Below are 22,346 nucleotides of genomic sequence, written 5' to 3' on the forward strand. Positions count from 1 at the left end.
GGTCGTGGAGGGCGATGCGGGGGACGCCGGCTTTGTCGCAGAGCCGGTGGAAGTGGTCGAGGACGTTCTTGGGGTGGAGGGGGCGGCCGTGGCGGTGGAAGACGTAGCCGCCGCTGGAGGTGATGTTGCCGAAGGCTCGGGTGCCGGCGCGGTCGTCGAGGGCTGAGGCGGTGCGGTCGGAGAGGGCGACCCAGGTTCTGCTGCGCTTGGTTTTCGGTGCGGTGAGCAGGAGTTGGTTGTTGTCGACGGCGGAGAGGGTGGCGCGGACGAAGAAGACGCGGTCGGTCAGGTGGACGTCGTCCCAGCGCAGGGCGAGTGCCTCGCCTTTGCGGATGCCGGAGCCGATCATGAGCTCGGCGAGGTCGGCGTAGAGCGGGTCGGTGACGTGGGTGAAGCGCAGGAAGCGGGCGGCCTGCTCCTCGGTCCACAGGCGCCGTGGGGCGGAGGCGGGGCGGGCGAGCAACGGAGGCTTGGCGGGGTTGCGGGCCAGGCGGCTGTCGTGGACGGCGCTGGAGAGCGTGGCCATGATCCGGTAGACGGTGACCTTGCCGCGGCCGTTGCGCAGTTGGGCGGTGACGAAGGCGCTCAGGTGCTGGCGGGTGAGGTCGATCAGGGGGATGGTGCCGAGGGCGGGGATCAGGTCCTGCTCGACGTAGGTGCGGCAGCGGGCCATGGTGGTGGGCTTGAGGCGTAGTTCCTTCTCGTCCAGCCAGTCCCTCAGGTACTCGGCGGTGCGCTGCCGGGGGTCGGTGATGACGCACAGGGCCAGACCCTCGTTGAAGCGCCGCAGTGCGATGCCGGCCTCGAGTTCGTCGGGGAAGCCGGCGCGGCGGATGGTGCGGCGGTGGCCGTCGGTGCGGGGGGGCGTCGACGGCGAAAGCCCAAGTACCGTGGCGCGGATCGGCGGCCAGGCCAGGGCAGTTGGTGCCGAGCTGGCGGCGGCGGTCGGCGCGGCAGCCGCAGCGCCGGTAGACACGTCCTCGGTCGTTACCCGGATTCGGTGAGCAGCGCGTGGTGAGCGCCTCGGAGCGTCGAGGGCGCAGAGTCTTACCTCTCCATTCTGCGCTCGCGAGGCGACCACCGTGAGACCACCGACCCACGAATTCTGGGTCTGACCTGTGAGCCTCCCTTGGCCAATGCTCAAGGGAGACCTGAAGGCGGGCTCGGCCGTGCTGCCGGGGCTTGCCCGGTCAGACGAGGCGGTCGCGGTGTTGCGCGGCGGTGTCGCGGACGAGCTGGGAAGCGTTCTCGGCTGCGCCTCGCCCCCGCGGAGGGAGGCTCCAAACCGCCTCCTGCTGCGTTGGCTGAAGACCGTCGCGGTGAGCGTCGGAGGAAAAGGTGCTCTTGAGAGGGCGTAGCCTGCCTGGCTCCCGCCTCGGATACCGTGTTCCTCTACGGGGTGCCACAACGGATGTGACGCCCCCCACCGGAGGTCATCAGCGTATGAGTTCAAAACGCAGCAAGAATCCAGCCCTGCCCGTACTTGACGACGCATTCCGACTCGCGTCGGTCAAGGACGCCGAAGAGTCCACCCGTGACTTGGTCGCGCGGCTGGCCACCACCGAGCTGCGCCGCGTTTCCCACCCGGGCCGGGCCACCTGGGAGCCCACCGATCAGGCCGAGCCCGTACCGGCCCCGCCGACTGTGGTCGACGGTGACGGGGACCTGTGGCTGCGGGACCGGGGCACTGGCACCTGGACCATGCCCGAGTTCAACCCGGAGGAGTTCCCGGCCCGCTGTGGCGAGGTTCTGACGTGGAACCAGCTTGCCTGCGAATACGGCCCGCTGACCGCACTGGCCGACGACCCCCGCCTCGGCGGCGGTCGGCGCTGACCGCGCAGCCCTCTGGGATGACCACGCCCCTGCAGCGCCCGTTGCGGGTAGCTGGGAGTTCCGGCTCACCGCTGAGCTTGACGATGGCGGCGGGCAGGTAAGTGTGGTGGCGTGCGAGGGCATCGAGCAGCGCGGTGCGGGCCTGGCGCCACCCGACGTCCTCGGCACCGCCGGCGTCGGCGGGCCCAGCCGGGTAGCGGTCGGCCTTCGGTTGCCGTGGTGAGCGCGCGGCCCAGCTCGCCGATCGACTGCTGCCAGTCGACCAACTGCCCGAGCAGGGCCGCGCAGCAGCTCGTCGACGGTGGCCGCCGGGCCGAGAGGTCGGCGATCAGTCCGCCGTGGCGATCAGCGGCTGGAGCAGGATGTCGGGGTGGGCGCGCTGGAAGGCGTTCAGCTGCCACTTGTCGGCGAACAAGGCCAGCAGCGCGTCATCCGAGCGGCGGGTGAGCACCTCGCCGTTGATCAGGCGGGCTTTGCCCAGGGTAGCGGCGCCGTCGGCGTCAGTGATCCTGGCCAAGCGGTAGGGAAGCTGGTCGAGGGCGATCGGGGAGGAGAACTCGTGCTCCATCCGGTGCAGGATCACATCGAACTGCATCGGGCCGACCGCAGCCATGACCGGCGCCTGGTCACCACGCCGGTCGGAGACCAGCACCTGGATCACGCCTTCCTCATCGAGTTGGGCGACGCCCTTGCGGAACTGCTTGGACCGGCTGATGTCCTTGGGCCGTGCCACCGCGAAGTACTCGGGGGCGAAGGCGGGCAGCGGGGGAAACTCGGCCTTCTTACCGGTGAAGAGGGTGTCGCCGACCCGCAGCGCGCTCGCGTTGATCAGGCCGACCACATCGCCGGGGTACGCGGTGTCGACCACGGTGCGCTCGGCTCCGAAGACGGTGTGCGCGTACTTGGTTGCGAACGAGCGGCCGCTGGCCGCCCGGGTGACGTGCATGCCGCGCTCGAAGACGCCGGAGCAGACCCGGACGAAGGCGATCCGGTCGCGATGGGCCGGGTCCATGTTCGCCTGGATCTTGAACACCAGGCCGGAGAACTCCTCGCCGACCTCGCGGCTGCCGCCCTTGGCCAGCGGGCGGGGCCCGGGAGCCGGAGCGAGGTCGACCGCGGCGTCCAGCAGGAGCTTCACACCGATGTTGGTCAGCGCGGCGCCGAAGAAGACCGGGCTGATCTTGCCGGCCTCGAAGGCCTCCTGGTCGTAGCCGGGGCCGGACGAGAGCACCAGCTCCAGCTCCTCCAGCGCGGTCGTCCAGGCTTCGCCCTCCTGCTCGGCGGCCTTCTCGGAGGTGAGCTGCTCCTCGAGGGCGGCGTGCGTGCCGGCTGGCACCTTGGTATAGCGCAGCATCTGCTCGGTGTTCCCCGCTTCGACCAGGCCGCGCAGGTTGCCCGCGCTGCCCACCGGCCAGACGACCGGGACGGGGGTGATCCCGAGGTGCGTCTCGATGTCCTCGAGCAGGGTGAGTGCATCCTGGCCGCGCCGGTCCCACTTGTTGATGAAGGTGATCACGGGGACGCCGCGATGGCGGCAGACCGCGAAGAGCTTGCGGGTCTGCTCCTCCAGGCCCTTGGCCGCGTCGACCAGCATGATCGCGCAGTCGACGGCGGCCAGCACCCGGTAGGTGTCCTCGGAGAAGTCGGCGTGGCCGGGGGTGTCGACCAGGTTCATCACGTGGCCGCGATAGCCGAACTGCAATGCGGCCGAGGTCACCGAGATACCGCGCTCGCGTTCCAATTCCATCCAGTCGCTGGTCACGCCGCGTCGGTCACCCTTGGCGTGCACCGCACCGGCAGAAGTGATCGCCCGCGCGTGCAGCGCCAGTGCCTCGGTGAGCGTGGACTTGCCCGCGTCCGGATGGCTGATCACAGCGAAGGTCCGTCGGCGGCCGGCCTCATGAAGGACCTGCGGGACGGGGATTGACTGTACGGTGCTCACGTGTTTCCTCGGGTACGCATCGGCAGCAGGCCGGGTGACGCCTCTCCGTACCTGGTGAGCCGGGGATCAGGTCCGCAGCCCAGGAAGCGATAATAGGCTGTCGGGCGGCGTGGCCCCGAAATTCCCGTTCCTGGGGAGAGACTGATCCAGGCTCGGCTGGCCTCGGTCTTGGGCTGGCCGAAGGCCAGGCCGTTGTTGTTGACGGCGGCGAGCGTCCATCGGACGAAGAGCTGGCGGTCCATGAGGTGGACGTCCGACCAGTGCAGGGCGAGGACCCCGCTGCGGCGCGTGCCGGTACCGAGAATCACCTCGAACAGGTCGGTGACCTGGTCGGCGTACTCGTCGGCGTTGTGCTGCGGAACGTCGCGGCCTCATCCGGGGTCCAGCAGGTGCGCTCGGCGGCGCGGGGCTCGGGCGGGACGGAGTACTTGGCCGGGTTGTAGCGCAGCCGCCAGGAGGAGACGGCGTCGTTCAGCGCGTTGCGCAGCGTGGACGCGGCCTTGTAGACAGTGACCCGGCCGTGCCCGGCCTCCAGCTGGGCGGCGATCCACTCATCGACGTGATAGGGACGAAGGTCCAGCAGGCGGATGTGGCCGGACGCCGGGATCAGGTCGCACTCGACCCACGCCACGTAGCCGGCGTAGGTGTTCGGCGACAGGTGCGCCCGCCGCGTGACCAGCCACTCGCGCGGGTAACTCGCGACCGTGGTCCGGCGGTTCTCGTACACCCCGCGCAGCTCACCGTCCAACACCGCCTTCATCTCCCGCAACGCCTCCGCATGGCTGGCGAAACCGCCCCGGCGGCGGACCCGCACCGCCGGCACACCCGGCCACGCTGCGCACGCTGTCCCATGAGCTTCTCCTTCTTGAACTCGGTGAGCTTGAGTCCAAGGTCGCCGCCCGGCCCGGGCGTCGGCAGCGCGCGCGGGAAGGGACGCGAGGCACGTCAGAACCAGTCGGAGAGGACACGCTCAAGGCGACACACCGCCTGGAAGATCACGCGGCGTAGTCAGTGGGTAGTCGACCTTGATCTGCGTGAGGAGCCGAGGTCGGCATGCGGCACCGTACGCTGGGATGACGTGCCTCGACGACGGCCATTTCTGAGGGGCCGCCAGATTCTCGTTACTGGCGGCGACAGAAGGCGATGCAGAGCTTGGGGACCATTTTGAGATCACGCCTCGTAGGCGGAAGTGAGCGCCCGTGGGCACATATGGACATTCCTGCACATTGGAACGGCTGAGCCCCTGTCAGGGTGATGTCTTGCCATCCGTGCTCCATTCCCCGAACCGCCCATGCAGGCAACGAGGTTGGGCAACTAGAAAGCCGACGCCTTGAGGCCTCGGCTGCCGACAATAGTTGAATCCTGTCGTCCCTCCACTGAAGGCTCGTCAGATCATCGTTGCTGATGGTGACTACGGGCGGCCACTGGCCCTTAGGACGCGGGAAGCCCGCTGTCCTGAGTCGTCAGGCTGCCAACCGGCACGGGACTCGTCCCGGCGCCCAGGAGCCGCTCGGCGATGAGGTGAGGTACCGGTACGGACATCGTGGCGGCCTGCCGGTTGGCCGTACCGGTAGGTGGCGATCACGGCGGACTCCCACGCGCTGAGGAGTCCCCGGACAGCGAAACCCTGGCCGATCTCACGGTCCGTGCCGACGTCGTGCCCTGGGCACGCGATGCCGCGACCGCCACCCTCGTCTTCGCCGACGGCCACATCCTGTGCGCCGTCGCGGCCCGTCGGCTCGGCCACGAGATCGCCTTCGCGGCCCGCATCCGGTTGGGGCCGACCTCGCTGTCCGTGCTCGGCCCGCAGCACGTGATCCTCGCACTGCTGCGCTGGAACGCACCTCGCACGTGCCGGCGGACACCGTCGTCGAGGTGAACCACCGGCCGGGGACCCATCGCCGCTGCCGAGACGCCTCGCCCGGTGCCGCCGGAGGTGGGCACCGAGGCCAGACTGCTGCGGGGGTGTCACGGACACATTGCTCCCGATGACCTTTCCGTTCCCCCTCTTGATCGTCTCCCCGTCGCGTGTGAACGTGGCCGGGCGCCCGGTGATCGGCCGGGCCATGTCAGTCGAACCGCGCCGAACCTCGTCCGGCCGTCGCGGAGAACGGAGGACCCTGGTGCCCTCGCCTTCGCGGCCCCTTCGCAAGCTGGGTTTCCTGACCATCGGGCTGTTCGACCCCGCCGATCCCGGCCGCGGGCACGAGTCGACACTCCAGATCATCGAGCTCGGCGAGCTGTTGGGGTTCGACGGCGCCTGGGTGCGCCATCGGCACCTCCAGTACGGGATATCGTCCCCCGTCGCCGTACTCGCGGCGGCTTCACAGCGCACCCGCCGGATCGAACTGGGCACCGCAGTCATCCCGTTGGGCTGGGAGAATCCGCTGCGCCTGGCCGAGGACCTCGCAACCGTCGACCTCCTGTCCGGCGGCCGGCTCAACCCCGGCCTCAGCGTCGGACGGCCCGGCCACTGGGACAAGGTCGCCCCCGCGCTGTACCCGGACACCGCCGAGGCCGAGGAGTTCGGCTACGAGCGGGTCCAACGACTGCTGCGCTTCGTCAAGGGCGAGCCCGCCACCGACTTCAGTGGCGTCGAGGGCATCGAGGTGTACTCCGACCAGGTCCAGCCCGTCGCGCCCGGCTTGGCGAACCGCGTCTGGTACGGCGGTGGGAGCCTGCGCTCGGCCCGATGGGCGGGCGAGCAGGGGCTGAACCTGCTGACCAGCAACGTGGTGCGGGCGGAGGAGTCGGAGGACTTCGCCGAGATCCAGCGCTCGCAGATCGAGGTCTTCCGCACCCATCACCCCGAGGGCCCGCGCGCCCGGGTGTCCCAGGGGCTGGTGGTCATCCCCACCGACAGCGCCTCGGCCGAGCAGCGCGCGAAGTACCTCGCCTACGCCCGGAACCGACTCCCGCGTACGACCACCCCGCAGGGACCGGCCCGCATGATGTTCGCGCCGGACCTGGTGGGGACGTCCGCCGAGATCGCCGAGCGGTTGTACGCCCACTCCGCGTTCCGGGAGGTCGACGAAGTCGTCTTCGCACTCCCCTTCAGCTTCGACCACCAGGACTACGTGCAGATCCTCACCGACATCGCGACCCGACTCGCTCCCGCACTCGGCTGGCGCTCCGCAGCCTGAACCGGCACCGCCTCGGCGGGCGCGACGCTCCGCGCTGCGGACGTCGGGCTTCGCGTACGCCTGAGTGCGGGCACCAGGTCCCGAGCGGATGGCCGGCCCCGGATCACGACGAGGTGGTCAGCCGCTTCGTACCCTCAAAGGGCAGAGGCCGCACCCCGCCCGCTCGGCCCGCTGACGGGCGGTCACGGCAGGCGGGAAGCTCCCCGGGCAGGGCGAGGACCGGGTGGCCACGCCGACGGGCCATCAGTGCCTTGGTCCGCTCGCTCAGCAGCGTCGCCGCCTGCTCCGCGAGCGCACCGCCCATCGCACCGAGCAACGCCGCCACCACCGGCAGCAGGTGGTCGGCCAGCGGCAACATCTCGACCCCCATCCGGACGGGCGGCAGGAACCTCGCCCGGGCCGCCCGCTCGAACCGCTCGACGGCCGCGTCAAGGTCCTCGATCTCGTCCGGGTAGGACACCCCGAGCGCCTGCCGGGTGACATCCACCGCAACGAACTCCACGCCTACTCCTCACATCCGACCTCGGCCTACTCGGTAGCCGGTGGTCGACTCGTCACGACACGCGTCCACCCCTGCGGAGCCGACGGCGGCGGATGCCGCCGTCCTGATCTTCCAGTCACCCCTCATGCCGCGCCTCACCCTCGCCAGGAGGTGCCGTGCCGTGCCACTTGGGGCGCAGCAGCCCGCCGGGGCCGGCATCTGTGCAAAAGGTGGCGGAAACCGCCGACTGCACGGAAGACTAAGGGACATGACGAAGCGTGAGGGCCGCGCGTGCGGCTGCCGGTGCGGCGATGTAACCGCCGGCGGAAGGTTCCTTCCAGGCCACGACGCGAAGATCGTTCCGCAGCTCGAACTATGACGACAGGCCCCAGATCGGCCTGGATGGCCGCACTGGGTACTCCTGCGGAGACCGACTTCAACCAACGGTGGTGTCGGTGTTGCTGAAGCTGACGCCCCGGTCGGGGCCGTCGGCGACGGAGAGGCGGCCGACCGCCCAGCCGATCGAGCGGGAGTAGGCCGGGTCCAGGGTGGCCAGGTAACTCCAGACCTGGATGTCCAGCGGGACGTTGTCGTGATTGACGCTCACGCCGTCCAGGCCGGTGCCTTTCCAGAGGCGGCCGTCGTCGGCCTGCATAGAGCGGACGAAGGCGGAGGCGTTCTTCGAGCGGGTCAGCCAGATCTTCTTGCCCGTCAGCTGGGAGAGCATCGCGAAGAACGCGCCGGTGTCGATGTTGTGCTCGGTGGCCTTCCAGCCGGGCGGCACCAGGGTTATGCCGGTCTCGTCCGCCGACCGGACGCCGGCCTGCCGGCCTGCCTGCCTGCCTGCCGCTAGAGCTCGTCAGCACCGAGGTTGCGCCGGGTCGCCGATACGAACGTGCAGTTCTGCGGTCCGGAGGCGACGGCGCTCGCGAATCGGCTCAGCTCGACGAACTGACTGCTCGGGTTCGGGTCCGGAGCGACGTACTGGAGATCGTGCACCATGCCAGGCCCGTCGCCAGCCCAGGTGCGGCAGTTGAGGTAGATCATGTACGCCTGAGTGCGGCCGGTGGTGTTGTGGATGCTCGCGGTGCATCCAGTCCACCGCATGGCGAGGCCAGCGGTGTCCTCGACGCTGCCCTCGCAGGTCACCCCGACCATGTCGCCGCTCGCGTCGTACTCGGTGAGGTCAGGGCCGTCCGTGGCAGCACGGGCGAGGACGGCCACGAGGACGAGCTGCGCCGCCACCGCAACCGTGGCGGTCGGCCAGGGGTTGCGCCGTATCCACCGAAGGAGCGGCGCTTCAGGCGCTGGCGCTGGAGACCAATACGAGGGTGGGGTGGGCTGACGGGCCATGTCCAGTCCTTCGGGGGCGGCACGGTGGCCGGGTGGTCAGTAGCCGCGAACGGTCCTACGGTGTCGGGCGATCCGGGCCCGTGCGGTGTCCCGGGGCCATCAGTCTCGGTGCCTCACCGTGCTCGACCATGCTAGCGATGCCATCCTCCTGCGTCAGCAAGACGCAGATACGCGGACGCGGCCCGCACAGCACTGCACCACGAACTGCCGCGGCCGTGGGTATGCCCACCGAGGCCGTTGCCGGGATGCGCCAGGCCCCCTTCTGGGTCGGCATGGAGGCCACCGCCCGCACCCTGACCTACGACTGCCAGGTCATGGGCGACACCATGTCCGGCCGGCCGCTGGGAACTCGCCGCCCTGGCGGACAACTTCGCCCTGCACGTCTTCCCCGGCCAGGAGCACAACATCGACCCACAGCTTCTCGCCCCCGTCCTGACCGGCTTCTTCACCGCCGGGGAGCAGGCGTGAGCAAGGTCTTCGCCGGCCTGGGCATGTCCTGGACGGCTTGGACGAAACCCAACGTCACCACCAACGGCACCGGGCCGTACGAGTGATGGGCGTGGCTCTCGACACAGGGAACCTCACGGTCACGCCTCCACCGGTACGGAGACCTCGCCGGTGCGCCGGAGCTTCTGCCAGCGCAGTCGGCCACCGGTCATCGCGGTGATCGCGGACTGCAGCAGGACGATGTACATCAGCTGTCGGTAGACCAGTTGCTGGGTCGGCAGGCTGATCAGGTGCCAGGGCTTCTCGTGGTCGAGCCTGAAGGCGTACAAGGACAGCAGGGCCTGGATCGCCAGGAAGCCGCCGAAGCTGGCGAGGGTCATCCCGGTGTCCGCGAACAGCACGCCGTAGATCAGGAAGATGTCGATCAGCGGCGCCAGCAGCGGGGCGACCACGCCGAACATCACGACCAGCGGCAGCCCCCGGCGGCCGAAGCGCCCGGCCGGCCCGCGGGCGACGACGGCGCGGCGGTGCTTCCACATCGCCTGCATCGAGCCGTAGCTCCAGCGGTACCGCTGGGACCAGAGCTGCTGGAGGCTGGCGGGGGCCTCCGTCCAGGCGCGGGCGCGCTCGGCGTAGACGATCCGCCAGCCTTCGCAGAGCACTGCCATGGTGACGTCGGTGTCCTCGGCGAGGGTGTCGTCGCTCATCCCGCCGACCGCCTGCAGGGCCTCCTTGCGGAAGGCGCCGACCGCGCCGGGGATGGTCGGGATGATGCCGAGCATGTCGTACATCCGGCGGTCCAGGTTGTGGCCGAGGACGTACTCGATGTGCTGCCAGGCCCCGATCAGGGTGTCGCGGTTGCCGACCTTGGCGTTGCCCGAGACCGCGCCGATCCCGGGGTCGCCGAAGGGCTGGACCAGTTCGCGCACGGTGGCCGGCTCGAAGACGGTGTCGCCGTCCATCATCACGACGATGTCGTGCGAGGCGGCCGCGATGCCGACGTTGAGGGCGCTGGACTTGCCGCCGTTGACCTTGCGGATCAGCCGGACGAACGGCAGGTCCATCTCCTCCACGATGTCCGCGGTGCCGTCCGAGGAGCCGTCGTCGATGACGATGACCTCGATCGGGTAGTCACTGGCGGCCAGCGAGTTGAGGGTGTTGGCGATGCACTCGCGCTCGTTGTAGGCCGGGACGAGCACGGTGACCGGATGGGTGACGGGCTCGCCCCAGGCGTCCTGCCGCCTGGCGCGGCGGGCGTGGAGCGGAGCGAGGACCAGCATCAGCGCGAACCGGCCGAAGTTCAGGAAGCCGACCACGGCCAGCAGCCCGATCAGCGCCGGCAGGATGTGCAGGGCCAGCTGGGTGGCCCCGATGTAGCCCTTGCCCGCCCACAGCTGGAAGCCGTGCACCGGCGTGGTGGCGCTGGAGGCGCCGAACGCCTCGGAGATGGTGGCGAACTGGTAGCCGTCGGCCTGCAGCTTGTCGATGAGCACGCCGAGCGCCTCGACGGTCTGGGAGCGGTCGCCACCGGCGTCGTGCAGCAGGATCAGCTCACCCGCACCGGGCACGGTCGGCAACGCCTCCTTGACGATGGCGTCCACGCCCGGACGCTTCCAGTCGTCGGTGTCGTGGTCGATGAAGGCGGTGACGTAGCCGCGGGCACCCAGGTACTTGATCACCGGGTAGGTCCAGTCGTCCAGCGCGGCCGAGTTGGAGGAGTACGGCGGACGGAACAGCGAGCTGTGCACCCCCGCGACGCCGGCCAGCGCCAGCTGTGTCTGGGCCATCTCCCAGCTGATCCGGGCGTGCGACTGGAAGGCCAGGTCGGGGTGGGTGAAGCTGTGCAGGCCGATCTCGTGGCCGCCCGCCACGATCTTCCGGATCAGGTCCGGGTTGCGGGCGGTGGCGGCGCCGGTCACGAAGAAGTCCGCGCGGACGTTGCGGGCCGCGAGGATCTCCAGGATCTTCGGGGTCCACTCCTGCGAAGGGCCGTCGTCGAAGCTCAGGACCACGGTGTGGTCCGGGATCTTGTAGCTCACCGGGTGGTCGTTCCTGCTGCCGCGCGCGTCGATGATCGGGCCGCCCGTGAGCAGGTTCTCCGGCACGATCGTCTTGTCGGCCGAGTCGGCGATCCGGGTGTCGTGGAACACCTCGTTGGTGGCCAGACCGCGCAGCACGAGCAGCGCGAGCAGGCACGCCAGCAGGGACAGCGGCATGAAGAAGCGCAAGGGCGGCGCGGCCAGTCGGCGCGGCCTGCGCGGGGACTGCCGGCGGCGCTGATGGCGGGACAATTGCGCTCCTGGAGATGGGTGGTGCGGCGGTTCAGGGGTGCTTGGTCGACTGGCCCGAGGGCGTCGCGCCACGCGGTGCGGTGGTCGTCGGCTTCGACGTGGTCTTCGTCGAGGGGGGCGCGGAGCGCGAAGGCGTCCTGGACGACGACGTCGACGGCGATGGCGACGGGGTGGGTGACGGGACAGGTGACGGCGACGTCGCAGGTGTGGGCGACTGGGCGGGCGGCTGCGCCGGTATCCCCATCGCCGGGGCGTCCGCCTGCATGCCGACCAGGCTGCCGGCCATCACGACCGCCAGGATCGCGCCGACCACCGAGACCGGCCAGCCCAAGCCCCGCAGCAGCCGACCGCGCAGACCCGACTGGGAGACGAACACCGGTGCGGGGGCGTCCTCTTCGAGGTCTGGTTCGTATGCGTCGGACTGTGGCGGGTGTGCCGACTCGGGTTCGATGGAAGTGATGACTGGGCGCACCTTGCGACGCCTTTCAGTGCAGGGTACGTAGACCGCCGGAGCGTAGAGCGAACGCTAGTGCACCGCCTGAAGCGAATTGGGCTCGATGGGTGGATTTGGCCTGATCCGGCGGGGGGTTGTAATCGGATCGGAATACCGGTCGGCACGTACCGGACGGTAGGCACGCGTGCGCCGTTGACCTCGGACTCCGCACCTCCGGATCCGGACAGGCACGCACCGGAGGGGCTTGCGCACCCCGTTACGATGACCCCCTCATCTGATCAGTGCGCACGTGTGATCGGTACGCCCCAAGGAGCCCGCGTGAGTCAGCCCCGCCGCACCCGTCGTCACCGCGCGTGGAGCGTACTCGCCGTCCCGGCCCTGCTGGTCGTCCTCACCGCCTGTTCGAGCGGTCCGGCGTCCGGTGGCGGCGACGGCACCGCCGCGACGGCGAAGGGCGGGTCCGCGACCAGTGCCTCGCCGACCCCGACCGGCCCGCCGGGAACCCTGTTCGACAGCTTCCACTACACCGGTCCCACCGACCCCGCGCTCACCGCCCACGGCTGGGAGATCCGTACCGGCGAGGGCGGCCCCGGGATCAAGGACACCTGGTCCGACACCGGCGCGAGCTTCCCCGCCGACACCACCGCCCAGGGCGGCCGGACCCTGCAGCTGCAGGCGTCCACCGACGGCACCCCGAAGGGCACCAAGCAGGTCGAGATCCAGAGCACCGGCACCAAGCTCTTCAACGGCACCTTCGCCGCCCGGATCTACCTCAGCGACAAGCCGGCCGGCGGCAAGAACGGCGACCACGTCGTCCAGTCCTACTTCCCGATCTCCCCCTCGGACGACTCGGCGAACTACAGCGAGCTCGACTACGAGTACATGCCGAACGGCGGCTGGGGCGCCCCGGGTCCGCAGCTCGACACCACCAGCTGGTTCAAGGCCGATCCGGCGGACCGGGTCACCAAGCCGCACAAGCAGCGCTTCGAGGGCTGGCACATCATGATGGTCACCGCCGTGGACGGGAAGGCCACCTACTCCATGGACGGCAAGGAGCTGTTCACCAGCACCGGCAAGTACGTGCCGCGCGAGAAGATGGACGTCCACTTCAGCAACTGGTTCATCGACCAGCTGCCGTCCCTCGGCGGACAGCGCACCTGGAACCTGAAGATCAACTGGTTCTACTACAAGGACGCTGCGGCCGTCTCCTACCCGGACGTCCAGAAGACGGTGGACGGCTTCTACAGCGCCGGCACCGACTTCGTGGACACCCTCGCGAAGCCCTGAGCCCGGCCCGACCGGCGTAGGACGGTTCGACCCCCGGCCCAGCCTTCGCCACAGGCGCCCGGCCATGACGGCACTCCTAGACTCACGCGCTATGGAAGAGATCTTCGAGCTGGGCCGGATCACGTGCCCCTCCGGCGACCTGGTGATCGTCGATGGTGGCTACCTCGGCGTGTGGAGCGGGGACGGGTCTCCCGCCGGGATCGATCCCGAGCGGTTGGGCATCGACGACCCGACCGTGGCTGACGACATCGTCCGCGCGGTGGACTTCGAGATCGTGGGACCCGACGCGGAGGCCGCCGCCAGGTCCTTCGACCGGCAGCCGGGGACAGTGCTGTACGACATACCGGCGTCCGGCGTCACGGAGGTGGCGGGGCACTTCGAGAAGCACTGCCGTGAACGCGGCCTCGATGCCCGGCTGGAAGCCTGCACCGGCCGGGTGGCTCATCGAGAGCGTGCCCGCCGGTGTGGCGCGGTGGGCGGCGGGAGCTTCCTGGCCTTCGGCGTTCCTGTCGTCGCGCTCGGTGGCCTGCCTCGCGATCGGGCTCTTCCCGTGCTGGCGTCCCGCGTTGACGACGGATCAGGGTGGGCGGAGATGTGGGTCCGGGTCACCGACGGGCCGGTGGCGAAGTCGGTCCCGCTGGGAGACATCTGCGTGGACTGGGCGAGAGTGGCTTTCGGCGACGCCGACGCGCTCGGGGCCTGGGAACACACCAGGCCGATGGACGGTCTGGCCGATGTGGCCTTCTGGGGTCGCGAACAGGACGAGGTGGCCCGAGAGTTCGGTGCACCTCGGCTCGGCACTGCCGACGAGGAGAGCGCTTACGGCTGGACCGGCCTGGACATCACGGAAGCCGTGGAGAAGGCTGAGGCGTTGCAGTCCTGGATGGACGCGCATCCCCGCCTCGGCCTGGCGTTCGACCTTCGACCGCACTCCCACCACTGGCAGGCGATGCGCGAGGTGCGCTCCTCGGCCCTGGAGGCCGGGACCGTCGAGGTGGGAGGCGCCAAGGTGCTGTTCTCGATGACCAGTTGGGGCGACGGATGGTTCCCCGTCTTCGCCGATCTCGACGAGAGTGGCGCCCTTGTGGCGGTACGACTCTCATTCACCGACGAAGACGCCGAATGAGGCGGGTGAGCATGCAGGTGGTGCTGATCACGAGACCCACGGTCAGGAACACCTGATCGGCGTTGGGTACGCGGGCATGCTGATCCCGGTACGGGCACGCCCCCTCGGAGACCTGGCCGCGTACCCGAGGTGTGGGGCTGAGACGGCACAGGTGCACAGCTGCCACCTGGGCCGTCAACTGCCCGCCCTCCTCAGTCGGTACGCCGGCCAGGACTCTCCTCAGCGTCCCTGTGCTGCCGGAGCGGTCTGCCCGGCCGCCTGTTCGCCACCGGCCTCGGGGAGCGCCCCCGTACTGGCGAGTCGGGCCAGTGCGGACCGCATGAACGGGCTCGGCACCTGGAAGCCCTCCTCCTCGAGGATCGGGGCGGGCTCGCAGGGCGGAGCGGCGGGTGCCTCGGCCACCGGCTCCGCGTCGGGGCGGCCCCGGCGTTCGGCCACCGACCGGGACCGCTCCAGGAACGCATCCTCCTCCGCCGGAGCCGAACTCGCGGGCTCGGTCGGTGCGTTGAGTGTGGTGGCGGTCTCCGGGCCGATCATCGCCGCGGTCAGCTGGCTCATCAGGTCGGTACCGGCCGGAGCCGCCGGGGCGCCGGCCTGCTCCGTTCCGGCCACCACCGTCTGCGGCAGTTCGCCGCTGGGGGCCATCCCCGACTCCTCGACCCAGCGGCGCCGCATCCGCTGCCAGTGCTGGTCCTGCGGCTCGTGGTTGACGGCCTGTCCGAGGATTCCGGCGTCCGACCGCACCGTCTCCTCCTCGTCGTCCTCCGCACCGAACCGGGTGGGCCGGACGAACCGCGAGCCACCCGACTTGCCGGCACCGCCACCGCCGCCCGCCGAGCCCATGCCCGGCATGCCGGGCACACCGCCGGTGGCACCGCGCCCGGCGACACCGCCCGCACCGGCACCACCACTCACGCCACCACTGCCGTGAGCGCTCCCGGCGCCACCCGCGCCGGCACCGCGCCCGCCGCCCGCGCCCCCGGCCATCACCGGGCTGCCCGCTCCACCACCGGCCCCGCCGCCGACTCCACCTGCGGAGCGTCCGCCACCCGGGCTGTACGCGCCGAGCGCGGACCCGCCGCCACCGGAGCGCGCACCGATCCCGCCCGCACCGCCGCCGCCCGCACCGATCCCGCCGGCCGAGCGGCCGCCGGGCGCGAACGCACCAGCCGTACCCCGGCCTGCCGCACCGCCCACGCCACCCCCGCCGACACCCCGCCCGGTCAGCGAACCACCGGGCAGACCACCCGGACGCCCGGCCAGACCACCGGTGTTACGACCACCCACGGCACCACCGCCCAGGCCGCCGAGCCCGCCACTGAACCCGCCGAGTGAACCGCCTGATTCGGCACCGCCGGGCGTGAACGGCCGAAGCGCGACGCCGGACCGCGCGAGCGCGAGCTTCGTCTCCTCGGGGCTCTGGTGCCCCGCCAGCTGGAGCCCCGGCGCGACCGCACCCTGCGGCTTGAACGCGGGCACCCCGCCCGCCCCCACCGACGGGGCGCCGAAGGCAGCGGGCGCGGCCGCCGTCGGCATCCGGAACGGCTGCAGCGCCGCCGTCGGCCGAGACGTCTGACCACCGCCCGCAGCACCGGGCGCGCCACCTGCCGCCCCACCGCCCGCGCCGCCGGTCACCCCACCGGGCATCCCGCCCACTGCACCGCCGGGCATCCCACCCAGCGCCCCGCCGGACGCACCACCGGCGAGGCCGGTCGGCATCCCACCGGACACACCACCCGGGACACCGCTCGGAAGGACGGCCCCGGAGGTGTCGCCCACCGGGCTGCCCTGGTAGCTCTGAAGGGTCATCGGCCCGGGTGCGGTGACGCCGGACACCGAGTCCAGGGTGGTCGCGGGTGGCGGCACCGGACCGCCGCCCGAGCCACTGCCGCCCTGCGCTCCAGGCAGGGCGGCGACCTCGGCGGCCGCGGTCATCTGCCGGAAGTGGCCCGCCCCCTGACGGAGCATCGTGTCCACGTTGCTGCCGACCTGGCCGACGTACGTGGTGTACGTCGTCGCGGCCTCCTTGATGCCCTCCGACTTGGCGATGTCGTCGTTCTTGCCCGCCGGGTTGTCCTCGATGTACTCCTTCGTGTACTGGAGTTCGCGGATCATCTCGTTCTTGGTCTGGGTCACCGCCTCGATCGAACCGCGCAGCGCCTGCGCGATGGCCACCGCCGCCGACACCGTGGTCGCGGCGTGCGAACTGTCACCACCGGAGAACTTCTCCAAGTAGCGCGCGAAACTGTCGGCGGCATCGCCCTCCATGTTCTCCATGGCGAGCCGGGCGTTGGCGACGATGGCGTTGATCCGCGGCTCGGCCACGGAATTCCACCGCTCCCAGGCGGTGGCCAGCTCGGCGAGCAGGTCCTCGTTGCTGTCGGGGAAGGTGATGCCCTTCCCGTTCTCGTTGCTCTGGATGACCTTGAGCACTTCGGCCAGGTCGGGGGGCAGCTGGATCACGGCGTCCGCCTTTCTGCGGGAGTCGGTGAGACAGGGTCAGGTGTGCACCTGCTGGTCTTGCCTAGGCGCTCGGCGGCGGCTCCGGGTCCTGCCAGAAGTTGTAGTCAAGAGTCGGCGCGGTCGCCGTGCTCTCGAAGGAGTCCGCGGCCGGCGGGGGCGGGGTGGCCGCGTCCGGGAGGGCCGGGGCGATCACCGTCACCGGCCCCTCGGACCGGTTCTGCGCGGTCGGCAACGGCGCGTCGACCCCCTCGATGGTCTGCAGCGCGCTCATGTTCTCCTCGTCGACGGCCCGGTAGCTCTGGACCATCTGCCGCAGGTTGGCGGCCACCTGGGTGCTGTTGGCGATGAACTGCTTGATGCCGTCCAGTACTTGCTTCTGGTGCTCCCCGAGCCCGCCGACCGAGGCGGTGGCGCCGGTCATCGACTTGCCCAGCGTGTCGGTCCCGTAGACCGTCGGCTGGATCCCCTCGACCACCGACACCAGGTCGGCGGTGGGCCGCTCCAGGTCGTCGAGCATGTTCTCGATCATCTTCGCCGCCGCCTCGACCTGGTCGAGATCGACCCGGAACGACTTCCCTCCGGCCACTTCCACCCCTTGTGCACATCCGTCACCGCGAGCCGCCCTGACCCCCGGCACCTACCACCCGGAAACATCACGCCCTGACCTGACGTCAGAGCGTCACCGCACCACCGGGGCCCACCACGTGCAGACCGGTCGCGGTGAACGCGATGGCCAACGGCGTCCGGTCCAACGGCGCCTCGTTCAGCAGCGTGCCGCTGCCCAGGTGCCAGAGCCGGACGGTGTCCGTCTCGTCCCCGGCCGCGACCAGCGCCTCGCCGTCCATCTCCTGGCAGACCAGGGTGCGCACCCCGGCCGCGCCGCCGGCGAGTTCGGTGACCGACTGCCCGTCCGACACAGCCCAGGCCCGGACGGTGCCGTCGGTCGCGCCGGCCAGCACCACCGGCCGGCCGCCGAAGGTCCCGAAGGCCAGCGCCGCTGCCGGGGCCGCCAGGCCGGACACCACCGGGCCGGGCGCGCCGCTGACGGCGTCCCAGATCCGCACCGTACGGTCGCCACCCGCCGTGGCGATCAGCCGCCGGAGCTCGATGGAGCCCAACGCCAGGGCGGTGACACCCTGTTGGTGGGCGGCCAGCCGCAGCTGTACGGCGCCGTCCAGCGCGCCTCGTACCCGGACCGCACCGTCCGCGCCGCCGGAGACCAGGGTGGTGTCCCCCAACGCCAGGCAGGTCACCGGGCCCGTGTGCGGGGTCGGCACCGACAACGCCGCACCGTCCGCCGCCCGGTGGCACCGCACCGCACCGGTGACGGTCCCGCAGACCAGCAACTCCCCCGCCAGCGCCACCGATGTCGCCGCCCCGCCATCAGCAGCCAACACGTACCGCTCGGCCCCGTCCGCCCAGAGCCGGACCGTACCGTCGCCGTACCCGGCCGCCAGGACCGGCGCCCCGGCCAACAGGCCGGCGGCCAGCGTGTTCACCGGACGCGGCCCGGTGGCCGCCTCGGCCGGCTCCCAACTGGCCAGCTGGGTACCGGACTCCGGATCCCACAGCCGGATCCGTCCCCGCTCGTCGCCGACCGCCAGGGCCGGGCCGCCCGCCTGCGCAACGACGGCCAGCGCGGTCAGCCAAGCCCCACCCGTGGCCCAGCCATTGATACCGGTACCCCGGTAGACGTCCCAGGTACGGACGGTGCCGTCCAGCGCACAGGAGGCCAGCACCGGCTCCCCCGCCAACTCTGCGAAGGCCAGACCGGTGACCGTGGCCGAGTGGCCGACCAGCACGGCCAGCAACTGCCCCGTCGCCAGGTCCCACAGCCGGATCTCCCGGTCCACCCCGGCCGAGGCCAGCACCGCCTGGTCGCCCAGCGACAGCACCGCCAAGGTGGTGACCCGGTCCGAGTGGCCCACCAGCAGGTGCAGTTGGGTACCGGCCGCCGCGTCCCAGACCCGGACCACACCGTCGCTACCGGCGGCGGCCACCAGGTCGACACCGGCGCAGTGCGCGTACGCCAGCGCGGCCGCGCCCCGGCCGTTCACCGCCAGCAGCCCGAGCCCCTTGCCGTCCTCGGCCCGCCAGGCCCGCACCTCACCCTCGCGGCCGCCGGAGAACGCCAGCGGCACACCCTCGACCACTCCCGCGGCCACCACCTGGGCACCTTCGCCGCCGGAAGTCCCGTGCAGCAGCGCACCCGAGGCGGCGTCCCAGACCTGGACCGCACCGTCCTGCGCACCGACCGCGAACAGGTCCCGGCCGTCCACCGTGCCCAGCGCCACGGCGGTAGGCAGCAGACCGGAGTCCTCGTCGGAGCCGCCGAGCGAGGTGCCGTCCGGCGCCAGCTCGGCCAGGCCGAAGCCGTGGCCGACCTCGGCCAGCGCGTACGCCGGGCGGCCGCCGACCGTGCCGATCGCCGCCGCCGGGCCCGCCTCGGCCGGATCCACCGCCGCCAACTGGACCAGAACGGTCGGCAGTTGCGCGGGCAACTGCGGCTGGAGCAGCTGACCGGCCAGCGCCTCCAACAGCCGGGCCACCCCGGGCACCGGGGTCTCGGTCCCGTCCACCCACTCGGCGTCACCGGCCACCAGCCGGCGCGCCTCGGCGGCGCCACCGCCGCTGCCCGGCGCGGCGGCCCGCAGCCCGTTCAACACCCGCGCAGGCACCGCCGGGTCGACCGTCGCGGTCCGCACCAGTACGCCGCCCGCCGTCCGGTGCTCGACCCGCACCGCTCCGGCCTGATCGAGCGCCAGCTCAAGCCTGCCACTCGGCAGTTGCTCCCCACCCACGGAGAACACCAACAACCCTGACATCCCAACCCCCAGCCTGGAAACACACGTCGCACACGTGGAAAAATCAGCAGAGATCCTCGGGCACCAAGGTCGCGTACACGGCGTCGTGCAGCTCCTGAGTGCGCGAACTACGGAACAGCGCGGGCCGGAACCCCGCCCGGCGGAAACCGATCGACGCGCCGACCACCTGCACCGCCATGTTCTCGGCGGCGGCGTACGCGTCGATCCGGCGCAGGCCCAGCTCCTCGAAGCCGAACCGGCAGACCAGCCGTAGTGCGGCAGCGGCCGTCCGCATCTTCCGGAACTCCGGCAGCAGCCAGACCGAGGCCTCGGCCGCGCCCTCCTCCGGCCGCAGGTCCACCAGCTCGGCCCACCCGATCGCGGGCCCGTCCAGCGGCGCCACCGCGAAGTACGCGGCCCGGTCCGCCTGCCAGAGCCTCGGGGCCACCTCGGTGATCCAGCGCGTGGCGGAGTCACGGTCCGGGTGCGGCAGCACGCCCTGCATGAACTCACGCACCAGCGGATCCCTCGACCCCGCCAGCAACGTGTCCGCGTCCCGCTCCTCCGGACGGCGGAGCAGCACTTCGCCGTCCCGCAGCTCGGAGAGCGCTTCCAACGAGCTCCAGGGAACGCCCACGGCGAGCTCCTCCCCTTGAGTCGTCATGCCATCACCTTGTCCCCTGCCCACGGTTCTCCCCAACTGCCCGCCCTGAGGAGGTGCGCATATGACGGTTCGTCACCTGCTCGCGTGCCGTCCAGCAGGGACAGATGGGTGTGATCCGGCAATGACTACAGCACTCCGCGTACGGCGGGCACCACCCCGGAAGGTTACGGATACCCGACGGGCGATTGAACGCCCGGACTTCGGCTACCGACAACACCGAATCCCTGCCCCGCCGCACTCCGGCGTAGCTCCTGACGCTGCTTCAGTCAGTGGCCTCCAGTTGGCCACGTGGTGGCCATATTGCCGGGGTAATCTCCCTCGCTGGATGCATGCGAAGGAAACGGTGGAGAGTGGTGAACTTCCAACTGCTCGGCGCGAGTTCGGCGGACGGTACCGACCTGGAACTGCGGCTCGGACCGGACAGTCGGCGCAGCCTGCGCTCCTGCTGCGGCGCGGCGCCGAGGGGCTGTGGCACGCCCAGGCCGTGACGTGGTTCCGGCTCCGCTGAGACCGGGTGGCGGCAGACCTCCGGCCCTCCGCACCGTCCCCTCCCCGAGCACAACCAGCCCCAGCTTCCCTACCCCGCAGAGTTGATGAGGGACCGTCATGGACGAACAGTCGCAGCTCCGATCGGCCGAACAGGTGGGGACACCCCTGCGACGAGTCGTCATGGAGCCGCAGGCTGAGCAGCTCCGGGACGGCGGGGACGAGGTGGTCCCGGCGGAGCGGTCGTCGGAGCGGCTGATGCCGGCTCAGGAGGCGGCGGAGCCGCTCCTCAGTCGGGCGGAGCAGTCCGCCGAGCCGATGATGCCCCGGCAGATGCAGGCCATGGCGGCGGAGGACCCGTTCGGGACGGTCACGGAGGCGCGGTCGAGCGTGGCCGCCGCACCGGACGGGACCGTCCCGGCGATGCAGATGACCGAGCGCACGAGCAGGCAGGTCGACTCCAAGCAGGCTCAGTCGGCCAGTTCGCCGAGTGGCAGTGCGGGGGCGGGGTTCGTCGCGATCCCCGAGCAGTACCGGGCGGCCGCCGGGCCGGTGTTGGGCGTGGCCGACGATCTCAAGGAGACGTACACCAGCCTGAGCGGCTACTTGAGCGGCATGCACGGCAACTCGCCCTGGGGCAACGACGACGACGGCAAGAAGTACGCCGACGGCGAGGACGGCGAGCCGGGTTACCTCGGCAACGCGAAGGACATTCTCGAGGGCCTGAAGCTGCTCCCGGAGATCGTCGAGGTCATCGGCAAGCGGCTCAAGGGCATGGCCGACAGCTACGAGAGCTCCGAGCAGTTCGGCCTCGACACGATGGGGAAGCCCGAACTCCCGCTTCCCGGAACAGGTCAGCCGGACCTGGTGCTGCGGGACATCGCCAACGGCAAGCTCAACGGAAGGCACTGAACCCACCATGGCTGTCGAACTCCCCGAGCCCCTCCAGTGGGTCCTGCTGCTGCTCGCCGGTTCCCGCTGGCCCGAGGGCCAGGAAGACCTGATGCGGGACATGGGCCGTCGTTGGCGGGCCACTGCCGAGACTCTGGACGAGGCGGGCCGAGCAGCCGACTCGGCGGTTCGGCGTGCGCTGGACGGTCAGCAGGGCGCGGCCGCCGAGGGGTTGGAGAAGGAGTGGGGCAAGCTTGTCCTGCCGGTCGACGGTGACAAGCCGGGCTTCTTTCCCGGGATGGTGAAGTCCTGCAACGCGATGGCCGACAGCCTGGAGGCGATGGCCAACTCCACCGAGACCGCCAAGATCTCGATCGTGGCGCAACTCGGCATCCTGGCCTTCGAGATCGCTACTGCGGAGGCCGCTGCCCCTGTTACCGCGGGTGCTTCGCTGGCCACCATCCCGGCCGCCATCACGGTCAGCAGGACCGTTGTCACGACGATCCTGAAGAAGCTGGCGAAGGAGATCATCGAGTACGCGTTGAAGGAGGCCTTCCAGGAGGTCGCCATCAACCTGCTGGCCCAGAGCATCCAGCTCGCGGCGGGCAACCGCAAGGAGCTGGACGGCAAGGAGCTCGGCATGAGCGCCGCCGGCGGCGCGATCGGCGGCGCGGCGGGCGG

At 70.8% G+C, this 22,346-nt stretch carries 21 protein-coding genes; 9 read left to right on the forward strand and 12 right to left on the reverse strand.

Going from position 1 to position 22,346, the window contains the following annotated elements:
• A partial coding sequence (locus tag ACXJMZ_RS32980) for a tyrosine-type recombinase/integrase (protein WP_457033687.1) occupies positions 1-976 on the reverse strand: 976 nt, incomplete at its 3' end.
• 467 nt (positions 977-1,443) lie between these two features.
• Here ACXJMZ_RS32980 and ACXJMZ_RS32985 point away from each other — a divergent pair.
• A complete protein-coding gene (locus ACXJMZ_RS32985; protein WP_457033688.1) occupies positions 1,444-1,833 on the forward strand; it encodes a hypothetical protein in 390 nt (129 codons plus the stop codon).
• Between the two features lie 328 nt (positions 1,834-2,161).
• Here ACXJMZ_RS32985 and ACXJMZ_RS32990 read toward each other — a convergent pair whose 3' ends face one another.
• From ACXJMZ_RS32990 to ACXJMZ_RS33000, 3 genes are read right to left on the reverse strand one after another with little or no spacing between them, the layout of a single operon-like run.
• Positions 2,162-3,775, reverse strand: a complete 1,614-nt coding sequence (locus tag ACXJMZ_RS32990) for a peptide chain release factor 3 (RefSeq protein WP_457033689.1) — start codon at positions 3,773-3,775, stop codon at positions 2,162-2,164.
• Positions 3,772-4,083, reverse strand: a complete 312-nt coding sequence (locus ACXJMZ_RS32995) for a hypothetical protein (protein WP_457033690.1) — start codon at positions 4,081-4,083, stop codon at positions 3,772-3,774. The genes ACXJMZ_RS32990 and ACXJMZ_RS32995 overlap by 4 nt, the downstream gene beginning before the upstream one ends.
• Positions 4,080-4,598, reverse strand: coding sequence for a hypothetical protein (locus ACXJMZ_RS33000; protein WP_457033691.1), 519 nt, complete (start codon positions 4,596-4,598; stop codon positions 4,080-4,082). The genes ACXJMZ_RS32995 and ACXJMZ_RS33000 overlap by 4 nt, the downstream gene beginning before the upstream one ends.
• Positions 4,599-5,432: 834 nt before the next feature.
• Between ACXJMZ_RS33000 and ACXJMZ_RS33005 the strand changes: the two genes are divergently transcribed.
• Complete coding sequence (locus tag ACXJMZ_RS33005) at positions 5,433-5,654, forward strand: hypothetical protein (protein ID WP_457033692.1); 222 nt, start codon at positions 5,433-5,435, stop codon at positions 5,652-5,654.
• A 244-nt stretch (positions 5,655-5,898) separates the two neighbouring features.
• Positions 5,899-6,918, forward strand: coding sequence for an LLM class flavin-dependent oxidoreductase (locus ACXJMZ_RS33010; RefSeq protein WP_457033693.1), 1,020 nt, complete (start codon positions 5,899-5,901; stop codon positions 6,916-6,918).
• A gap of 103 nt (positions 6,919-7,021) precedes the next feature.
• Here the strand turns inward: ACXJMZ_RS33010 and ACXJMZ_RS33015 are convergent, their stop codons facing one another.
• The 4 genes from ACXJMZ_RS33015 to ACXJMZ_RS33030 all read right to left on the reverse strand — a co-directional run bounded on the left by ACXJMZ_RS33015 (position 7,022) and on the right by ACXJMZ_RS33030 (position 11,490).
• Entirely contained in the window at positions 7,022-7,420 is a 399-nt protein-coding gene (locus ACXJMZ_RS33015; RefSeq protein WP_457033694.1) for a hypothetical protein, read from the reverse strand.
• A 415-nt stretch (positions 7,421-7,835) separates the two neighbouring features.
• Entirely contained in the window at positions 7,836-8,183 is a 348-nt protein-coding gene (locus ACXJMZ_RS33020; RefSeq protein ID WP_457033695.1) for a hypothetical protein, read from the reverse strand.
• A gap of 65 nt (positions 8,184-8,248) precedes the next feature.
• Complete coding sequence (locus ACXJMZ_RS33025; protein ID WP_457033696.1) at positions 8,249-8,644, reverse strand: hypothetical protein; 396 nt, start codon at positions 8,642-8,644, stop codon at positions 8,249-8,251.
• A 695-nt stretch (positions 8,645-9,339) separates the two neighbouring features.
• Entirely contained in the window at positions 9,340-11,490 is a 2,151-nt protein-coding gene (locus tag ACXJMZ_RS33030; RefSeq protein WP_457033697.1) for a bifunctional polysaccharide deacetylase/glycosyltransferase family 2 protein, read from the reverse strand.
• A 41-nt stretch (positions 11,491-11,531) separates the two neighbouring features.
• On the opposite strand from ACXJMZ_RS33030, the gene ACXJMZ_RS33035 reads away from it, so the two are divergent.
• From ACXJMZ_RS33035 to ACXJMZ_RS33045, 3 genes are all read left to right on the forward strand, one after another.
• Positions 11,532-11,993, forward strand: a complete 462-nt coding sequence (locus tag ACXJMZ_RS33035) for a hypothetical protein (protein WP_457033698.1) — start codon at positions 11,532-11,534, stop codon at positions 11,991-11,993.
• A gap of 269 nt (positions 11,994-12,262) precedes the next feature.
• The gene (locus tag ACXJMZ_RS33040; protein WP_457033699.1) at positions 12,263-13,231 is read left to right on the forward strand and encodes a glycoside hydrolase family 16 protein; all 969 of its coding nucleotides are present in this window, start codon (positions 12,263-12,265) and stop codon (positions 13,229-13,231) included.
• A 91-nt stretch (positions 13,232-13,322) separates the two neighbouring features.
• Positions 13,323-14,357 (forward strand): hypothetical protein, encoded by a 1,035-nt coding sequence (locus ACXJMZ_RS33045; protein WP_457033700.1) that lies wholly within the window; start codon positions 13,323-13,325, stop codon positions 14,355-14,357.
• Positions 14,358-14,576: 219 nt separating this feature from the next.
• Here ACXJMZ_RS33045 and ACXJMZ_RS33050 read toward each other — a convergent pair whose 3' ends face one another.
• The 4 genes from ACXJMZ_RS33050 to ACXJMZ_RS33065 all read right to left on the reverse strand — a co-directional run bounded on the left by ACXJMZ_RS33050 (position 14,577) and on the right by ACXJMZ_RS33065 (position 20,288).
• The gene (locus ACXJMZ_RS33050; RefSeq protein WP_457033701.1) at positions 14,577-16,820 is read right to left on the reverse strand and encodes a WXG100-like domain-containing protein; all 2,244 of its coding nucleotides are present in this window, start codon (positions 16,818-16,820) and stop codon (positions 14,577-14,579) included.
• A gap of 61 nt (positions 16,821-16,881) precedes the next feature.
• Positions 16,882-17,406 carry a hypothetical protein gene (locus ACXJMZ_RS33055; protein ID WP_457033702.1) on the reverse strand — a complete coding sequence of 175 codons (525 nt, stop codon included), beginning with the start codon at positions 17,404-17,406 and terminating at the stop codon, positions 16,882-16,884.
• A gap of 85 nt (positions 17,407-17,491) precedes the next feature.
• A complete protein-coding gene (locus ACXJMZ_RS33060) occupies positions 17,492-19,621 on the reverse strand; it encodes a WD40 repeat domain-containing protein (protein WP_457033703.1) in 2,130 nt (709 codons plus the stop codon).
• A 67-nt stretch (positions 19,622-19,688) separates the two neighbouring features.
• A complete protein-coding gene (locus tag ACXJMZ_RS33065; RefSeq protein ID WP_457033704.1) occupies positions 19,689-20,288 on the reverse strand; it encodes a GNAT family N-acetyltransferase in 600 nt (199 codons plus the stop codon).
• A gap of 350 nt (positions 20,289-20,638) precedes the next feature.
• Here ACXJMZ_RS33065 and ACXJMZ_RS33070 point away from each other — a divergent pair, with 350 nt between their 5' ends.
• The 3 genes from ACXJMZ_RS33070 to ACXJMZ_RS33080 form a co-directional block, all read left to right on the forward strand.
• On the forward strand, positions 20,639-20,776 hold the full coding sequence (locus tag ACXJMZ_RS33070; protein ID WP_457033705.1) for a hypothetical protein: 138 nt from the start codon (positions 20,639-20,641) through the stop codon (positions 20,774-20,776).
• 181 nt (positions 20,777-20,957) lie between these two features.
• Positions 20,958-21,686 (forward strand): hypothetical protein, encoded by a 729-nt coding sequence (locus tag ACXJMZ_RS33075; RefSeq protein ID WP_457033706.1) that lies wholly within the window; start codon positions 20,958-20,960, stop codon positions 21,684-21,686.
• 7 nt (positions 21,687-21,693) lie between these two features.
• The coding region (locus ACXJMZ_RS33080; protein WP_457033707.1) for a WXG100-like domain-containing protein at positions 21,694-22,346 on the forward strand (653 nt) is incomplete at its 3' end.

The sequence above is a fragment of the Kitasatospora sp. P5_F3 genome (genome assembly GCF_054049135.1).